Origin of the sequence: Paenibacillus sp. GYB004 (assembly GCF_036577605.1) — a bacterium.
GTDB lineage: Bacteria > Bacillota > Bacilli > Paenibacillales > NBRC-103111 > Paenibacillus_AB > Paenibacillus_AB oceani.
This window is the reverse complement of the sequence record NZ_JARBDB010000007.1, coordinates 1-17,657: the sequence shown is the minus strand read 5'-3', so window position 1 is coordinate 17,657 and position 17,657 is coordinate 1. Positions and strand designations below refer to the sequence as shown.

14 protein-coding genes and 2 pseudogenes are annotated in these 17,657 nt (G+C 43.9%); 7 read left to right on the top strand and 9 right to left on the bottom strand.

Annotation, left to right across the window (positions count from 1 at the left end; translation table 11 throughout):
* Nucleotides 1-164: 164 nt before the first annotated feature.
* The 5 genes from PV433_RS03830 to PV433_RS03810 all read left to right on the top strand — a co-directional run bounded on the left by PV433_RS03830 (nucleotide 165) and on the right by PV433_RS03810 (nucleotide 4,645).
* Nucleotides 165-491 carry a PadR family transcriptional regulator gene (locus tag PV433_RS03830; protein ID WP_332070873.1) on the top strand — a complete coding sequence of 109 codons (327 nt, stop codon included), beginning with the start codon at nucleotides 165-167 and terminating at the stop codon, nucleotides 489-491.
* Nucleotides 488-1,216, top strand: coding sequence for a VanZ family protein (locus tag PV433_RS03825; protein WP_332070871.1), 729 nt, complete (start codon nucleotides 488-490; stop codon nucleotides 1,214-1,216). The genes PV433_RS03830 and PV433_RS03825 overlap by 4 nt, the downstream gene beginning before the upstream one ends.
* Nucleotides 1,217-1,395: 179 nt before the next feature.
* Entirely contained in the window at nucleotides 1,396-2,418 is a 1,023-nt protein-coding gene (locus PV433_RS03820; protein ID WP_332070870.1) for an SMI1/KNR4 family protein, read from the top strand.
* Between the two features lie 115 nt (nucleotides 2,419-2,533).
* Nucleotides 2,534-3,952, top strand: a complete 1,419-nt coding sequence (locus PV433_RS03815) for a DUF5050 domain-containing protein (RefSeq protein ID WP_332070869.1) — start codon at nucleotides 2,534-2,536, stop codon at nucleotides 3,950-3,952.
* A 390-nt stretch (nucleotides 3,953-4,342) separates the two neighbouring features.
* Nucleotides 4,343-4,645 (top strand): hypothetical protein, encoded by a 303-nt coding sequence (locus tag PV433_RS03810; protein WP_332070867.1) that lies wholly within the window; start codon nucleotides 4,343-4,345, stop codon nucleotides 4,643-4,645.
* Nucleotides 4,646-4,753: 108 nt separating this feature from the next.
* Here the strand turns inward: PV433_RS03810 and PV433_RS34005 are convergent.
* Nucleotides 4,754-4,879 (bottom strand): annotated as a pseudogene (locus PV433_RS34005) (IS110 family transposase); the annotation flags it as partial.
* 729 nt (nucleotides 4,880-5,608) lie between these two features.
* Between PV433_RS34005 and PV433_RS03805 the strand changes: the two are divergent.
* Nucleotides 5,609-6,399, top strand: a pseudogene (locus PV433_RS03805) (deoxyribonuclease IV).
* Nucleotides 6,400-6,776: 377 nt separating this feature from the next.
* On the opposite strand, the gene PV433_RS03800 reads toward PV433_RS03805, so the two are convergent.
* Nucleotides 6,777-8,024 carry an IS110 family transposase gene (locus PV433_RS03800; protein ID WP_332070866.1) on the bottom strand — a complete coding sequence of 416 codons (1,248 nt, stop codon included), beginning with the start codon at nucleotides 8,022-8,024 and terminating at the stop codon, nucleotides 6,777-6,779.
* Between the two features lie 299 nt (nucleotides 8,025-8,323).
* Between PV433_RS03800 and greA the strand changes: the two genes are divergently transcribed.
* Entirely contained in the window at nucleotides 8,324-8,803 is a 480-nt protein-coding gene (gene greA / locus PV433_RS03795; RefSeq protein WP_332070865.1) for a transcription elongation factor GreA, read from the top strand.
* Nucleotides 8,804-9,390: 587 nt separating this feature from the next.
* On the opposite strand, the gene PV433_RS03790 is transcribed toward greA, so the two are convergent.
* The 7 genes from PV433_RS03790 to PV433_RS03760 all read right to left on the bottom strand — a co-directional run bounded on the left by PV433_RS03790 (nucleotide 9,391) and on the right by PV433_RS03760 (nucleotide 17,233).
* Nucleotides 9,391-11,457 (bottom strand): hypothetical protein, encoded by a 2,067-nt coding sequence (locus PV433_RS03790; RefSeq protein WP_332070864.1) that lies wholly within the window; start codon nucleotides 11,455-11,457, stop codon nucleotides 9,391-9,393.
* A 70-nt stretch (nucleotides 11,458-11,527) separates the two neighbouring features.
* Nucleotides 11,528-12,856, bottom strand: a complete 1,329-nt coding sequence (locus tag PV433_RS03785; protein WP_332070863.1) for an ABC transporter substrate-binding protein — start codon at nucleotides 12,854-12,856, stop codon at nucleotides 11,528-11,530.
* A 1,320-nt stretch (nucleotides 12,857-14,176) separates the two neighbouring features.
* Nucleotides 14,177-14,728, bottom strand: a complete 552-nt coding sequence (locus PV433_RS03780) for an AAA family ATPase (protein ID WP_332070862.1) — start codon at nucleotides 14,726-14,728, stop codon at nucleotides 14,177-14,179.
* A gap of 384 nt (nucleotides 14,729-15,112) precedes the next feature.
* On the bottom strand, nucleotides 15,113-15,322 hold the full coding sequence (locus PV433_RS03775; RefSeq protein ID WP_332070861.1) for a hypothetical protein: 210 nt from the start codon (nucleotides 15,320-15,322) through the stop codon (nucleotides 15,113-15,115).
* Between the two features lie 38 nt (nucleotides 15,323-15,360).
* Entirely contained in the window at nucleotides 15,361-15,720 is a 360-nt protein-coding gene (locus PV433_RS03770; protein ID WP_332070860.1) for a hypothetical protein, read from the bottom strand.
* Between the two features lie 3 nt (nucleotides 15,721-15,723).
* Nucleotides 15,724-16,107 carry a DoxX family membrane protein gene (locus PV433_RS03765; RefSeq protein ID WP_332070859.1) on the bottom strand — a complete coding sequence of 128 codons (384 nt, stop codon included), beginning with the start codon at nucleotides 16,105-16,107 and terminating at the stop codon, nucleotides 15,724-15,726.
* 700 nt (nucleotides 16,108-16,807) lie between these two features.
* Complete coding sequence (locus PV433_RS03760) at nucleotides 16,808-17,233, bottom strand: NUDIX hydrolase (RefSeq protein ID WP_332070858.1); 426 nt, start codon at nucleotides 17,231-17,233, stop codon at nucleotides 16,808-16,810.
* Nucleotides 17,234-17,657: the final 424 nt, after the last annotated feature.

The window sequence follows — 17,657 nt, the reverse complement described above, 5'->3', positions numbered from 1 at the left end:
TCGATTCTTATAGGTGCGAGAGTTCAATAATACAACAAGATATGGCTATCGATGTAGATCAGCATCCTCGTTATGCTGACAGAAAGGTTAGCGGAGTGAAACTAATCTTGTAATGCGATGTACATTGTAATACAATTTGAATAACTTAATTGGAGGTGTGTGAAGTGGACAAGGAGATGATGAAGGGTAGTATTGATATTTTATTGTTGTCTGAACTAAACAGACACAATTCTTATGGATATGAAATTGTTAAAAACTTAAAACATAGAAGCAATAACCTCTACGATATGAGTGAAGGAACCTTATATCCCGCCTTAAAACGCTTGGAGAATAAGGGATTTGTAGAATCCTACTGGGGAGAAACCAGCGATGGCGGCCGAAGAAAATACTATCGAATAACTGAAAGCGGCAAGACTGAATTCACTCGGAAGATTAGACACTGGAAGGAACTTAATCTCATGATCGTAAATGTCACGGAGGGAGCGATATGAGCCATATACATCATTACCTTCAACAACTTTATTCAAAGCTTGATTGCGATTTGAGTATAAAACAAGAGCTAATTGAAGAGTTTCAAGATCATTTGATGTTATTAAAGAGGGAATACATAGAGAAGGGGCTTGCAGACGATCTTGCAGAAAAGTGTGCAGTATTTGACTTTGGAGACAGTAAACTGCTTCAACACAAAATGGAGATGGAATTAAATCCCTTTAAAAAAATCTTTCGAGTATCACTATGGTTATCTTTGTGTGTTTACATATGGTTTTTGGTAATGGTCTTGATCATCGGTAAATTTGATAGAATGATAGATAAAGACTACGGCACGGTTACATTAAGATTTCAATGGGGAGATTATCCATCAAACTTGATCCCCTTTAAAAACATCGACCGTGAAATCTACCAATCTATTTTCTGGGTGTCAACTAGAAATGCTTTTGATATCACTTTTTTTACAACAGCGATAGGGGTAAGCTTGCTATTTATTCCATTGGGATTTTTTCTTCCGGTATTATTAAAGGTTCCAACTTTGACCCAATTCGTTATTTATACATTAATCATTAGTATGTTTATTGAATTGGTGCAGTTTATAACCAATACAGGAGCATTAAATGTAAATGATATCTTATTTTATGTAAGTGGCTCGTTCATTGGATGGTTGGTTTATTCCTACTTTCAAAAAGGAAAAGTATCTCGATTAGGGAACATTGCAGCTTGATTTATGGAACTACCAGGTACGATAATGGAATTAGACGGGAGCAGATGACGCGGTGACTGCTCTTTTTTCATTGAACGGGCAGGATAATTCGAACGTTTATGGAAACTTACGTCATCTCCTAAAGAGAGATATTGGACTTAACCTTTTTGTGCAAAAATGACATCAAGGAGGATCGGTAAGTGCGATTATTATTTCATCTAATTCATCGGACTTTGTGCAGCCAGGAACTGTCACGACTTATCTACAAAATGTCACAAGAAGAATTCTTAAAGGCTCTACATGATTTTGCCAAGATGGGGTTTCTTGAGAAAAAAACAGATCCGTTTGGCGTTAAGGAAGACTGGTATATTGTTACGGATAAAGGTATGCAATTTTACGAGGAACATCGAAGATTTTTAAAGGAGCTTTCATTCGAGGAAGATGATCTGGCTCACTGGATTCGTTTCATGGGAGAAGACTATGTGCCACCGATGGTAGTTCAGCCGGAGAATCGCATACCGCAGCAATTCGAGAAGTTGGATTTTGTCGAAATGGATACGCGGTTACGAAAGGTACATGACATTATACTGGAACGTGGCGGCATGGCATGCTACAACCGCAGTGCCCCTGCTTCGTTGGAGGAGATCCGGCAGGTGGAGTCCAAGCTCAAACAAAAGCTGCCTGCATCCTTCCGCAATACGTTGTTAAACTACTCGGGGAAGCTAAACTTCTTCTGGTCACTCAATAACGAAAATATCGCTATTAAAAATGAAGGAGTATATACAGGTTACCATGAACAAATTATGAGTTTCACAAACATGTCTGTTTCAAGTGGCGGTTACATGGATGGAATATGGGACTTGAGCCTGCTGGAGGAACTTGAAGAAGAACGCGAGGGGAATACCTTCAACGACAGTGAAGTACGCAATCAATGGCAGGATTCTTTGATCTTCTGCAGACATGGGAATGGCAGCTATTTTGGAATCAAGAGGTCTACAGGTGAAGTGATTTATTTATCCATAAATATGGAAATGCACGGCTGGCGATTGGGACGTAATTTTGAATCTTTCCTTAGCCAGTGGAGCCGAGTCGGCTGTGCTGGACACTGGGGGGAGGATTTTTTCCTGCTTTCGGACCGGGATACGCCTTACATTCATTCTGAATCACTAAACGGTAGGTTGGTTAGAAAGTGGTTATGGGCCAAGCGTACAGATCTCCATTAAAAGTAACAGTCGAAACGGAGCCTCACCAGCGACATTCATCTCCTGTAACATTATGGGAATTTCGATCGTTTATTTATATAATATAAGAAGTAATTCATGGGGAGATGAGTTCGATTTGAACAAAGCCCGCATTTGGCTTAGTGCGTTACTACTGAGTTTACCTCTTGCCTTGCAGCCGGCCGCCTCCAATGCTGCAACTGACCTGATCGAGGTAAGTTTTCCCGAATTTCCCGTAACCGTGAACGGTACCGTGCTGGATGTGCGGCACAGCGAATATCCGTTCCTCGTGTATAAGGACATTACGTACTTCCCCATGACCTGGAACTACATGACCGCGCTGGGGCTTACTGCACAGTGGAACCCGATGCAGGGGATGTCGCTTGCAAAAACGAATGCCTGCGTACCACTCCAACAGGATTTGAATTCCACAATTCATTCAAACGTTAATACTCAAGAAGCCGAGCTTGCCACATTTCCGATGCAAGTCAACGGACAAGGGATTGACCATGCGGCTGAACCGTATCCGCTGCTGCTCTACCGCAATATTACGTATTTTCCGATGACGTGGCGGTTTACGCATGACGTGTTCGGATGGGCGACGAGCTGGGATGCGGAGCAGGGTCTCGGAATCGAGTCTTGCGGAGGCGTAACGAATACGCAAGAGAAGCAGAGCGATGCGCTTAATGTGGCGAACACCGGGCAACTTGCCGTTCAGGGCGATTGGCTCTACATGAATCCGGAGATCAAGTATTTCGGGACGGGTCAGTTGGTCAAGCGGAAAATGGATGGCAGCGAGGAAATCAAGCTGTCGGACGACAATGCCGCAAACCTAAACCTGGAAGGGGATTGGCTGTATTACACGATTCGTTCTTCATTTGGACCCGGCGGCATCTATAAGATCAAAACCGACGGAACAGGGCGCATGCAGATTTCCGTTGGCCCGGCCGAAAATCTTTGGGTGAACAACGGCTGGATTTATTACATGCACGATACGAACGGCGGGGGCTATTACTGGACCGACAGCATCCGTAGGATGAAGACTGACGGTATGGAGGATCAAGTGATTCTGGCCAAAGACCAAAGTTCGTCCTTTTCCGGATTTTTCCTGGATGGAGATACGATCTATTATGTAAGACAGAACAGTCTGTATCGGATGAACTTGGATGGCTCTGAAAACCGGAAGCTTCGGGAGAAGGTGACCCGCGCGGTTGTCATCGATGGATGGATTTATTACGTTAGCGATAATGGCATACAATTGAACAAAATGAGTGCGGACGGACTGGTCGATATTCCGCTGTATACCTCGGCACATTTGATTAGGGCGATTCATTACCGCCAGGGCTGGATTTACATGGGCACAGGTAATTTCAGAATTATGGGCTCCGGCAATATCGACAAGCTCCGCATTGACGGTACGGAAGAAACCGGCCTGACGACCGCTCGTGCGACTTCACTTTACTTCGCGGACGACACGCTGTATTACAACCACGCCTGGGAGGGGAACAGCCGGCTCGACCGCATGGAAATGAAATAACGGTCAGTTCTTTGTTCATACGAGAATCATGCGCTTCAATATTCGCAGGGGTTTATCGTCCAATGACACAAATCCGTCTACATAAATTATTTCAAAAAAGCTTGAGAAATCAGGCTTTTTTAATTTTATGTAGTTACATTTGTGCCATCATGAAATGCACAAATGTGGCTATATTGTCGCATAATGACACAAATACGGCTACATTGTAGCAAGGGGAATAACCTTGCCAACGAACAGAAAATTATAACAGGGAAGTATGCTGTTGGAAAATATTTTCTACTTTGATACACTGGATTCATACATATCACTTTTGGATTAAAGCAGGGGAAAGGATAGTGGATCACGAGACCTGAATTGTTCCGAGAGTTTAGTGAAGAAACGAGCAAGAATATGATTGTATGTACTGATACAGAGCTATTTGGACATCTTGCGGTACATAAGGAAATTGACAATCGAATTGCGAATATAGAGATGATGGCAGCTCCGGATGTTGAAATGCTGGGTGTTGATGGGACCCCTGCACTTGATGTAGTGTCTGTGGACTTTTATGAAAAGGAAGCGTCGTTCCACGGTAGATTTGTAGCTGTTGTCGAAATAACAGCATATACAACTTCTTTTAGTGGTCATGAGTACATTTATGGAGATGGGCTTTGTAAGGTTAACGGTTCTTTTTCAATATACAAATTCAGGTAACGCGGTTTGTGAGAGTCATAAAGAAAATTATGATCTTTGTTCGAACTGCGGCACGTTGTATGGCAGAGGTACACTAAACGGTTCGTTATGTGATAATTGCGAGGAAAGGGATTGCCCCATAATGTCGGAAACGACGGAAGCCAGTTTAATGTTGGCTCCTTCGAGGACTTTTTGCACACGATTATGTTCGCGAGAACGTTCTTGGACTAAACTTCGGCGATAACGGGCAAATTTCCATACTTTCTCAAATGCAGGAGGAATCCATTCAAAGAAGATGAACGAAAAAGAAGTTAAAAAACAACTTTCCGCAGCTAAACACAAAGAAGCCAATGAATGGAATCGTGTAAAATGGAAGTCATCACAACACCATTTTCACAGGAAAACCCAACATGAGCTAGTAAAGCATCGTTCAAAGCAGTCCCGGCATATATGTCCGGAGCTGCTTTATTTACAATATTCGTAATCTGATGATTTTTGCCGGCGAGTCAGCTCCGAAATTGTTATCGATTGTGTGCAACAGGTTATTACGCTCCCATGAAAATTAAGTCCGCAGTAGCAGGAAAAGGCCGCACTGAAGAAGACGCAGTTCATTCATTTTTTTGAAAGCGTCTGAACGATGGGATATTAAGATGGTGTTTCGAATTAGGAATTAGAAGCAATTGTCACTGTGTAATCTAAACATTCCAATCTACGAATCTACAATATTAATCCATTTTTTAATGACATCACTCCGAGTGTCGGCTGACAAGAAAAATATAACATTAAGAGTCGCGTATATCGCGGCTCTTTTCATTTATGTTGTCATGTTCTTGTCTTGGGTCAATGACAAGAACTCGACAACATGCCCCACAGGTGACAAGAATATGACAACAAACTCCACAGATTGATTTTGATTCTTATGTAGTGGCTGTCAGGCGCTGAAAATAATCTGTTAAACGAAATGCGGAATTCGGGGGATAATACATGCTAATCGGAAGTCACGTATCCATGGCGGCAAGGAGATGTTACTTAAAGCCAGCAATGAGGCTGCTTCTAATGGAGCGAATACTTTCCTGATATACACCGGTGCTCCACAAAATACTAAAAGAAAACCGATCTCTGATTACAAGATTCTAGAGGGGCATGCGCATATGAAAGAGCATGGAATCAGCAATATTGTTGTTCACGCTCCTTTCCTGGTCATCTGGGGAATTCTATGAACAATCAAGTATTCAGTCATAGCATTACCTTTATGCGCGATGAAATGGAACGGACGGAAGCATTGGGTTCGGAACAGATTGTTATGCATCCCGGATCACACGTTGGAGAAGGAGTAGACAAGGGACTTAACAAGATCATTAAGGGGCTTAATGAAGTTCTTACCCGGAATGAAAAAGTTCAAATCTCGTTAGAGACGATGGCCGGTAAAGGCACGGAATGTGGCGTTCGCTTTGAGGAACTGGCTCGCATTATAGACGGAGTAACCAACAATGAGTGTCTTTCAATTTGCTTGGACACTTGCCACGTTCATGATGCCGGATACGATATTGTCCATGACTTTGACGGTGTGATTGATCAGTTCGATCGCATCATTGGGCATAATCGGTTAAAGGTGCTTCACATTAATGATTCCAAGAACAAGCCTTGGACTATACTGTTCACCATCCTCAACTTTCTATCCCTAAACTGCTCGAAACCCCATCTATAGGACCTATTAAATATAAAACCCTCCGTATAAACATGAAATTGCTTTACTGAAAAGAGAGTTAACATAACCGATAGAAAAATAAGACGCTTAGCTCGGTCCATCCGAATTTCGCGCCGCCCTGACGGGACTGAGGAATTTGGCTTCCTCGCTACTCGAAATGGGTAAAAAAAGACTTGATTCTACATGGAGTGGCGGGCATGGAAGGCTAGTCTGCCAAGCGAAACCCTTGTGATATCCGAAGCATAGTGAAAAGTCAATTTTCTGCCATCCTAATATCCAATAACTATTTTAGCTATTGCACTCCAAGTAAGGTAATATGGTATAGACTACAGGGAATGAGGGCTGAAGTCTGAAATCCTTAGCCAACGCACGCAGTAACGGAAATGAGCATGCCAAACAAGCCGTTCTCTAAACGACTTTTGGTAATTTATGGTTTAATCAAAGTCAAGTCGTAGTGGCCATTATACGGTAACCCTGGGCTTGAGCCAATTTAATCGCCTGTTCTACCGTGATTTCACGGTCTACTGGACGAATGTCGGATTTCTTGTACAAATCAGGGTTATAAGGTTCTTTGTTCTTCATGATGTGATAGATGGCCGTTAACAGCATTCGCGCAATCGCAATAATCGCGCGTTTGTGGCCTCTGCGCCTCTTGAGTTGCAAGTAGCGGTTTCGAATTTCGGGATGCTTTTCGCTTTTGACGACAGCGGTGGCACACTGAACCAAAAGCGGCTTGATGTAGATGCCAGCTCTCGAAATCCTGACTGACTTTCTCTTGCCGGCGCTCTGATCATTAGAAGGTGTAAGTCCTGCCCAAGAACACAAATGCTTGGCTGTCAGGAACACGTCCATATTTACACCGATTTCCGAAACCACGGCAATGGCGGAAAAGATGTTTTTGAAGGACGGAACAGTCAAGATCAAGTGGAGTTCTTCTGTGTAGGCGTCGGCAAGGGAAAGGATAATCGCTTCCAATTCAGCTTTGCGGGATTCAAGGTCTTCGTAATGTTGTCTAATGACTTTGATTTTCCCGGCCTGCTCGGGTGTAATAAAGCCGTCAATCGCAAGCGCAAGTTCAGGAAGTTTGCCTTTCAAGGAGCCGTGAATCAGCGGTTCAAGATCAAAAGAGGTATCCGCCGGATCGTCCAGCAGCTTGTCGATGATATTCATGGCGCTTTTGCCGAATGTATCCGAAACGACACTGCCAAGCTGGATATTCGAAACCGTCAGGCTGTTTTGAAGCCGATTCTTCTCACTTGACGTAAAGTTCGTTAGCTTGAAGCGGTAACGCATCAAGTCGCGCAACTGTCGGATCGGCAAGGGTGGCATAAAGCTTCCAGCGACAAGATCGTGTTTGAACAAGTCGGCAATCCACTTTGCATCCTTCTTGTCTGTTTTCTTGCCGCGAATGGCTTTGACGTACTTCGGATGCGCGAGTGTGATGTTGCAGGAATGCTCCAGCATGTTGAACACGGGAATCCAGTATTTCCCGGTCGATTCCATGCAGACATCTTTGCAGTCATGCTCACAAAGCCACTGTGACAGCTCATTCAACCCTTTGGTGAAGGTAGAAAAGCGATGGCTTTTGTAAGTCGTGACGCCTTTGCTATTGGTGGAAGCGATGCACGCGACCACGAAGGTTTTGTGCACGTCGATTCCGCAGCAAATGGGATAAACAATTTTTAAGGCCATAGAGAAGCTCCTTTCTGTGAGGTACAGAGATAGCCAGCAGGGACTGATTGCCCAGCTATAAACGAGTTGTTTATCAAAGATAAGTCTGCGTGCTCGAGGCGACACTTATTTGTGCTTGGAAAGGCAATCTACACATATAACTATGCGGTCACCCGATAAAAGCAGTGGCCCACTCACCTCCGCGTGATTTGTAGTGTACTGAATATCTCTGCAACTCTAGAATACAAAAAAATCGCCCGAGGCGAACGGATTTCATTCCGTTTTGTGCCTTGAGCGAAGCGAAAGGAATGGGCATAACTATGAATAAAGATGAAGTAATATTGACGCAAGAGGGCTTGGAGCAGATAGAGGAAGAACTCAACGAGCTCAAGACGGTCAAGCGTAAGGAGTTGGCGGAGCGGTTGAAGGTGGCGATTAGTTATGGCGATCTTAAAGAAAACAGTGAGTACCATTCTGCCAAGGATGATCAATCGCACATGGAAACCCGGATTTTGGTCCTGGAGTGGATGATAAAGCGGGCACGAGTCGTGAGTGCGGACAGTGTGGACTTGAATGAAGTCGGCGTAGGTTCTTATGTGATCTTGAATGATATTGAATTTGCCGAGAGGATTGAATACCGCATTGTCGGTCCGGCTGAAGCTAATGTAGCGGAGAACAAAATATCTTACGAAAGCCCGCTCGGAAAGGGTCTTTTGGGCAAAAAGGTAGGGGATATAATTAACGTAAACGCGCCGATGGGCAATCTTCAGTATGAGCTGCTCGAAATCAAAATGATTTAGTCATAATTAGCACTTCCGTCGGCACTCCTAGGATCGATGCTATAATAACTTCCGGTCTGTTGTGATCCTGAGGGTTGGTGTCAGATCCGCCGAATATGGTGACGGTATAGGCACTCCTGTATGGTTTCGCTCGTACTGGTGAGGTCATGCATAAGTGATCAGCACAGGTTTTGACGAGATTCAATTGATGAGAATAAGTTGCAGTTGCGTTCAATAGGCAGAAGATGCCCCAATTCAGGCGAAACCTACGTGCTGCGGCGCCATGCGATTTCGCCTTTTTGGTGATAAGTGAACCGTATCACAAATAAGAGACAGATCTTCGAGAACGTTAGCTTCGATATTCAGAAGGAAGATCGTTTGGCTCCATATTCGATTCGCACACATATGTACAAAATACGGGTTTTGTGAATATGTTATTAGTATTAAAAAACGCCGGGCGTTGTTTTGCTTGCTCATCGGGATCTTTGGGCCGCTCTTTAAAGTTCTAATAAATTAGAACGGCCCCGATAAATTTATTCATACAAGCAATCTTTCAAACGTAGCTCATGATGTTCTGCACATCATCTGTTTCCAAATCCAAACACAAATTAAACACCTGTTCCTGTTGAATCTACCCACGTTGTACCATTCCACGAAATAGGTTTATTTAGAGTCGTATCAAAATAGGTAAACCCTACTACCTTAGGATCACTAGGGCGATTAATGGTTGGGCCAAAATGAGAAGGCTTAAAAGCTTCTGCATAAGTGTCCGGAACATTTCCTTGTGTTCTAATTCTGTTAATTGACGCACCAGTTCTAATGATAAAATGAGAAATTGCTGTACCTCCTGTTACCAAAATGTTTTTCGTTGCTTCAACAAAACCCGTACAACTATCCCTGAAATCGTACAGATAAGACACACTTGATACATTAATTAAACTCATTTCGTTTTCTTCGAGTTTTACATCGGAACAAATAGAAAATACATTTCCTTTTTGCGAATTAAACATTCTGTTGTTCCTTATTGTCAACCCGTCAACATAAAGTGGTGATAAGCTTCTTTCACACGTTCCGCCTTCAAGACTATCAAATGTATTACCTTCAATTATCATGTTTTTAATTTTGAATCTATTCGTTCCTGTCTGATAATTGTAAACCCATGAACCGGAAGCTTTTACATTGTTATTATAAATAGTTATATTTTCAACAACTTCTGTTCCTGTCGTATTGGTGCTATTTGAAAACACTACAAATCCACCGTTTCCACCGATATCAGAAAGTGTTCGTGTGATTGCTTTATTATCTCTAATCTCTACATCTTTAATATCTTTCCCGACAACGACAAATCTGCATATTTTATAAGAATCTACTACCACATTATTGATTATTCTTAACCTGTTTATTCGATTCAATGAATAAGTAAACGCAACATCTGCCCCGTTAATCGTATTCCCTTCGATTGTTACATCTTCGCAGTTCCCTGTATTGATTCCCCTTGAGAAACCTGACGCATTGATAAAATTATTTCGGATTTTAACATTTCTGTTAAGCTGGTGTGCATCATCCGGACCAATAACGTTTATGCAACCGATTACATTGTTGTTTTCAAACAACACATTTTCTTGTACAAACAACCCTCCTAACGTAATGTCTTTCGCTTCATTTCCAAAATCGATAGACGTACCGCCTTGAATGATATTGTTTTGTATTCTGACATTTTTCGAGTATATGTTAAGTACACTGCCTGCGTTGCTTCCTCTGTTAACATCTTCCCGAATATCTGAATTCGTAAGAACAAATCCATCGCAATACCACGCAGAAATAGGCGTTGATAATCGTGTATTATTGGAATAGAATTTATCGAAAGTCATATTTTTTGTTTTGTATCCAGAAATGCCTTCTAAGAATGTATTGATTAATTGGCCGCCTTCAAAATGAACTCCATCACACTCTTCAAATGTGGCCAAATGCCAACGAACAAAGTCCCCTGGTACCCTTACTCCCGCATTGATTGTATTACTGACAAAACCAGTGAATGTACAGTTTTCAAATCTGATATGTTTACTTTGTCTGAACCGCAACAGATTCCGGACTTTCGTTTTATCGTCTGTTGCTACGTAAGCCGATGAAGTAATCCCCCCATCAAAAGTAATCCCGCTGAAAATTAAATTTTCTTTACTCTGAATATCAAATAGAGAATCCACATATTGTCCAACATCATTGTAATTTTTTGCTTTTAGAACGCTTAACCCTTCTATTCCGCTAATCATCGAACCTGATGGAATGTTCATATTTTTAACCACAAACTTTCCAGGCGGAACGAAAACATGCACATGATCTATTAAAGCTTGATTGAGTATAGCGCTATTATCTGTTATTCCATCATCGACAGCACCCAGACTTTTGAAATTTACTCCTCGTTCATGAAACTCACGAACCGTTAGTGTCAGCAGCTCGGAACATTGCTGCTCACATTCCTGATTCCCATACACGTCGCCCGTCACCGTATTGCTATGGCCGGTCAGTCCCTCAACACTACGGGGAAACAACATTCCTGCAACAGCAGCCGTACCGGCAACACTCAACAACTTCCTTCTGCTCAACTTCTTCAGGCTGCCCAGATCGCTCAACGACTCAGTTCCGGTCTCATTTTGATTATTCCTGTTGTTAGTCATTTGTTTATACCCCTTCCTTTCGCCCATGCATTTAGGATCAATCCGTACGTCTAGAAGTGCCTTCATGTCATCATTTCAGTTCTTGCATGGCCTTATTGGCCTTTTCTTCCTGTTCCCGCAATGCTGTATTAATATCCTTCTTCTGTAAAGCCATATCCTGAGCGACTGCATTTATAAATGTATCCGTTGCTGATTTCCATCTGGAGTAATCGGGTAACGGCGCAGGGGATACTTTGAAAATAGCTTGCAAATTTTTACCGTTATAGATTTGGGAATCCTGTGCATAGGTCATTTTCAATTTGGGATCTTTTAAAGCCGTAATCTGACCATTTTTGTTGAGCCGCTCCTGTACTTCATCAGAAATCATCGTCATAATTACCTGGTATGCTGCTTCCTTGTGTTTACTCGCCTTGGAGACAATTAGCATGCCAAAGTCTACAGAGTTTCCATAAGTAGGGTTCTCCTTAAATACTGGATAAGCAGATAGATCCCAATCGAATGGAAGGTTGGTACTAACAAGAGTTGTGGTAGCCATAATCCAGCCAGCCTGCATAGCAATCGTACCGCCAGCCATGTTAGTTGGGCGCCATTTATTACCTTCAACGAACCCAGGAATTTCAAACAGCTTCTCTTGTAAAGAAAAGACATATTTATGTTTATCATCAGTAAGTACGGCCTTTTCATCTTTTTCATCGAAATTAGATGCTCCGTACTGCCTTAACCAATTCACTGGAGTAGGAGGCGCACTGCCAATATATTGAACTTCTGCATCCTTGCGGGTTAATTTGTTGGTTAGTTCAATAAACTTATCCCAGGTGATGATGTCCTCAGGATAGCTAACACCGAATTTGTCGAATATATCCTTGTTATAGAGTAAAGCTCCATAATTCATAGCGAAAGGTAAACCAAATATCCCCTTATTTCGACCTAACCCGTGTAGAGTATCGACTATAGCCGGTTCAAATCGATTAAGATCGATATTGAATTTTTTAATCATCGGATTTAAATCCTCAGCATAATCCATATCTAAATATTTGTTCAAACCCGTATTACTATCTGCGACAATATCCGGTATCGTTCCTGCAGCGACTAAAGCTTCAATACCATCTTTAGCGGGGCTCGTTACTTTTAGCAGCTTGAGACTAATATTAGGATGTTTGGCTTTAACGGGTTTGGCAAAGTGCTCCTCGAATTTTTCTATTGTAATTCCTGTGTTTGCATCCAAAAAGAGAAGTTCAACCGGAGGGCCGGTATACTCGTTTATCGTCTTAACATCCGAATCTTTCTCAGCTTGTTCATTGGCATTATTTTTTTCACTAGTTCCACAACCAGATAGTACACCCACAGAAAGTAATGCGGTTAAAGCCAAACTTACATAATAGTACCTTTTACGAAACATTAAATTTCCCCCCCATAGTAATTCTTAAAAATCAATGGTTCCATCGTATCGGTTCAGCACTCTCTACAGTTCACCAATCGGTAGGTACCTCTCCCTGAACTCCTCATAAGTGGGACTCTTTCTCACTTTTAAAAATTGTATGCGGTTACATTCCGATCATCTCCCTTCACTCATAGAGTCGTGGCTGTGCCTACATGAACCTTGGCGGTCGCGACCCCCCTGCTCTGCTGTAAGAACCTCCAGCGTTCGCTCGCGCTTCTCCTCCGTTTTGTAAGATCCCTTTTCCCGTCCCGCACCCGACAGCTTGCTTGATTGTCATTAGAAGTCCTCTGTCTTCAGAAGTTTGAGCGGAAAATCGACGCTTCTCCATCCGGTCTTCGACCAAATTATATTATCTAATTTCGTTTAATGCAATACAGTTATGTAATATGAAACATAAGTTCATTTATGACGGCAGTTAGACACCATTAATACCAGATTATTAGCCCGGAAAGCATAACGAGGCCGCCGATTCCGTCGGCAGCCCCAGTCTCCTCCATATACGAAGCATTAACATTAACTTTCGGACATGAATCTATATCCTTAAAATAAAAAGTCCGCGATTTACGCGGATTCATAGGATGCGAGTACTTGTTGTCCCCTCGGCAGTATTATTTTTACCAACCGTTTCTCCACTTTGCCAATCCTTGCCCGATTGCGTAATGATTCCGCCGGTATATCCCCACCAGGTGACCTCATATCGAGCTCTCGCATAAGCAGGCAGCGATTGATTCCGACAGCGCTAAACAATGGTGGGGAATGTGTGCATATCAACCATTGTTTACATAAGAGTTATTATGTTAACCTCACCATTCTTTCATCATGCAACATTGATTCCCCCATCTCCCTTATGGGTGATAAGTCACATTCCTCTTCAGCAACCGGATTGTCGTCCGTCCATCATAGAAAGGGATATTCGTCACATGGATGAAAATGTTATAGCAGCTTTCCTCCCGTTATCCTTCATTTTAGCTTTTTGCTGTCAAGATCATCAAACCGTGCCCATTCACTACATATAACGTAAAAAATCTGTAGATTGATACGGGGGTTAACATATTTTTATAAGACTATCTCATAAGCCATCTCCAAAATGTTTAATGACGATAATAATTAATGAAGATAACTAATTTTTGATCTTTCGGCTTATCGATTACTTCCAACATTCCGATCCCAGATGCCGGTTGCCCGATAGTGTCGCATAGGTACGCGATAATTCTAAACATATTCCTTTGTAAAATGAATGTCCTCTGCCCTGCTTGCCTAAGCCGCCATCACTCCCGGTCAACGTATGTTCGATCGAATGTATTCAGCGCGATCCTCGATACTGCAACGCGGAAGCTCGACTAATTCGTAACCAAGTTCGGTGTAAACGGCTGTCATCGTGTCGAAGGTTCGGAAGGCAGTCTCCAGATCTTGTTTTCGTTCGGCATCCTGACGATAAATGTCCGGCCAGGGCGGTGCTATAAAGACGCGTTTATTGTATCGAAATAAGTCGGCAGCGCGCTGGACATGAACCGGGATGTCCAACCCCTCCAGTCGAAGATACCCGATGACGTCCGGCACGCCTCGATCAAATAACACAGGGACGGTATTTCCTTGCTTCAGTCCTTGCTCGTATGAACGCATTTCCCAAGACAGCATGAGCTCTGCGAAAAGCATTTTGTCTTTCCAGGGCAGAGCATTCCCGCCGATCGTCGCTTGCTCCTGGATAATGCTGCGTCCCGCTTCGATCGACCGCAGAAAGCCTTGTTGTTCGAAATAATCGAGGAGCGTACTCTTCCCTGAGCCAGGGCCACCTGTAATGACAAAAAAAGAGTGTCCATCTACCTGCATAAAATCCTCCTTGTATTAATAGAGATTGGAAGGGCGAGTTCGGTGCGCCCATGATTCGTTGAATGGATGTAGAATAGTAGAGCCCGATGCGGTCAACTTTCGAGCATGGCGAGTCGGCGGAGCTATAGTGTCGGATGTTGGGAAAGTAGAGGGTTTGCAGAAGCCGTAGTTGTAGTTGTAGGCATATGTGATTTGGAAGAGGTCACTGCGGAGTAATTAAATTCTATGGAGCATTATATCATACTGACGAAAAACGCACTTCAATAGTCAATTCTCTTTAGAGTCCGGGGTGCGGTTCCCGGTCTGACGGATCGCCGGGATGGTTATACACGCGACGGCATTCCGCTCGATGATTTTTCGCATATTTCCGGATTCTCAGCGCACTTACTCAACGATCCGATAGCGCAACAAAGACTGCCTGACGGCAGCCTTATCGTAGATGATCCAGAGATGTCCCTCGTCTACGTCTTGTCGGAGCGTTCCCAGCACGACAAACCAGGCCGCAAAAAGCGGCTCGCGCACGCGAATCGCTTCGAAATGCTTGCGCGGTGAGCGCAGGTTCCACTGCCGGGACTGCACGCTGGCGATGCGCAAAGCGTCCTCGACGGTCGCCTGCGGCTCCCACCACTCGTTCAGGAAGCACCAATCCGTCTCGAAGGCAAGCGTATTGGCATTGTCGAACGGCTCCGCCAGCGCTTCCCGGACATACGCCAGCGCTCTGTCCCTGTTAACCGCCAGCCCCGTCTCCGCAGCTCAGGGTCCTCCTCCAGCTCGGTCAGCTCGCGGAGACACGCCTGAGAGCTCGCGGATGTCCAATATTCCGAACTGTCGCGTATCCCGTAGCCGCGCCATCTGAACTGCGATTTGTCCGAGCCTTCCGGCACTTCCTCACCGTTGCTCCGGTACAGCCGCCCCCACCGCTCGTCGCCTGTCAGCCGCTCCATCTTCGGTGTTGTAGTCTTCTCGATCAATTCTTTCGAGTGCTGCCCCATCGACTACAGCCGATAGGCAAAGAGCGGCCGGTAATGGTCACGGATCACCCATAACAGATACAAATGAGCGGCTGACATGACGAGGACGGGTATCAGCAGTTGAGGGTCGCGGAACAGATGGAAGGCGGCGATGTTCATCGTCAGCGGGAAGAGTGCGGCCAGACCAAGCGGAATAAACCGGCCCCAGAGCAGCAGCAGGCCGCCGAGCAGCTCGACCGACTTCTCCATCGCAAGCAAGTAGCCTGTTCCTAGCAACTCGAGCGCTTCCGGACTTTCGGGCAGAAACGGTTCAAGTCCCCCCAGTACGAAAAAACCGTTGACCCCTGCCGCTACATAAATTAACCCCAACGCATAACGAAGAACATGAAAGACCGGATGATTCCGCATGTGGATCAGCTCCTTATCCTGATTGCAATAGCAATTGTCTTCATTATAGCTGCAAGGGAATTATTGTAAAAGGCAATAAACATAGTTCTAGTCGTCATTACTGTCACTACTATTGTAATGGTCTTAATTTTCACTTCGATGGTGCGATACAAAACGTTGATTGTCCGTAATGGGGTCGCTATGGTAAATGGAGTCGTGTATTTATCGGGGTACAGAACCAGTAGAATGTTCAGACGGTACGTTGACGTGCAAACCCTCACGTTTGTGTGTGCGTAAATGGGAAAGGCTACCTCCGCTTCAGGCGCTTATCGATGAGGTTTGTGGGAAAGACTCGACTCCAACTGAACTGAAGCCCGTTATGCTCATTTTTGTGTACAGTTTGTGTTCGCCTTCGCCAAAACCGTCTCCGTATGCGGGCTCTACACAAAATAGGAGCCTTTGGCACCCGCAATTAATGATTTTGCAGTAACAATCTTAGAATGTAAAAAAACCGCGATTTACGCGGTTTCTAAAGAATACGTTCACTTGTCACTCTACGTTTGCAAACCCAGTATATTCTTCATTTCGGCCCGCTTGCGGTCAGTTTACTGGCGCACGAAGCTGTTTTTAAGAGGGCGGGGCGATATTCCATCGTCGTCGGCAGCTCCAATCTGTCGGCAAACATAAGGAAAGACAATACGTCGAAAAGACGTGTGGCACCCTAGCAATGCTTTAGCGGAATGGAAAATTCAACATAGAAAGGATGACGTTCTTCATTTAAACAAAGCTCCATCCTTTGTTTGAAATTTCCCCAGCTTACCATCTCTAATGCGGTCTCGATTGGAAAAAATCCTACCTCCAACGACTCCTGAGAAGTTGTTAATTCTCCTCCGATTGGTCTGCCTAAAAATAAAGTATTGCAAATACTAGCACCTACATTTTGAAATATCCCACAAAACTTTGTTACTTCTATATCGATCCCGCTCTCCTCCTTTGTTTCCCTTATCGCGGCATCTTTCAACGATTCCCCTTCTTCAACTTGCCCGCCCGGCATTTCCCATCCTCGTTTTGGTCCTTTGATCAATAAAATTTCGTTGCACTCGTTAACTACAATGGTTGCCGCAGATACGATATGCTTTGGAACCATTTCATCGACCTCCCCTTTTCCAAGCGACTCAAAACGGATGATGAATAAAACTATGATCTCAATTAAATGTGCTCAATCGATCAATCTCCGTTGTGAAAATCCATCCCCCATACAGTAGCATACATATATTGCCATGGGCCAGTGATAAGTTACTCATATTAGTCTGATAAAGGAACGGGGTCGACCACCAAGAAAGGACGACTGCCTTCGCCAGCCGTTGTACCGGTTTCTGGAGAGTTCTTTTTATGAATGATAAATGTACCAATTGCAGCCAGTTCGTTAAACTAACGTCCCCTTTCCCTCGGTTTTAAGGGTTTATCTCAAGTATACTCACTCATTCGCAGGATTCCTCCGCCTTGAAATAGTGGTTGTTGTTTGGAAGTAAGCTCATTAGACATCGTTTTTCCGATTTTGGGCATACGGG

What these genes read in the sequence shown, in the direction of transcription:
- PV433_RS03770 (WP_332070860.1), bottom strand. Translation starts at nt 15,720, where the DNA reads ATGGGGCAGCACTCGAAAGAATTGATCGAGAAGACTACAACACCGAAG.
- greA (WP_332070865.1), top strand. Translation starts at nt 8,324, where the DNA reads ATGAATAAAGATGAAGTAATATTGACGCAAGAGGGCTTGGAGCAGATA.
- PV433_RS03780 (WP_332070862.1), bottom strand. Translation starts at nt 14,728, where the DNA reads ATGCAGGTAGATGGACACTCTTTTTTTGTCATTACAGGTGGCCCTGGC.
- PV433_RS03825 (WP_332070871.1), top strand. Translation starts at nt 488, where the DNA reads ATGAGCCATATACATCATTACCTTCAACAACTTTATTCAAAGCTTGAT.
- PV433_RS03810 (WP_332070867.1), top strand. Translation starts at nt 4,343, where the DNA reads ATGATTGTATGTACTGATACAGAGCTATTTGGACATCTTGCGGTACAT.
- PV433_RS03760 (WP_332070858.1), bottom strand. Translation starts at nt 17,233, where the DNA reads ATGGTTCCAAAGCATATCGTATCTGCGGCAACCATTGTAGTTAACGAG.
- PV433_RS03800 (WP_332070866.1), bottom strand. Translation starts at nt 8,024, where the DNA reads ATGGCCTTAAAAATTGTTTATCCCATTTGCTGCGGAATCGACGTGCAC.
- PV433_RS03785 (WP_332070863.1), bottom strand. Translation starts at nt 12,856, where the DNA reads ATGTTTCGTAAAAGGTACTATTATGTAAGTTTGGCTTTAACCGCATTA.
- PV433_RS03790 (WP_332070864.1), bottom strand. Translation starts at nt 11,457, where the DNA reads ATGACTAACAACAGGAATAATCAAAATGAGACCGGAACTGAGTCGTTG.
- PV433_RS03765 (WP_332070859.1), bottom strand. Translation starts at nt 16,107, where the DNA reads ATGCGGAATCATCCGGTCTTTCATGTTCTTCGTTATGCGTTGGGGTTA.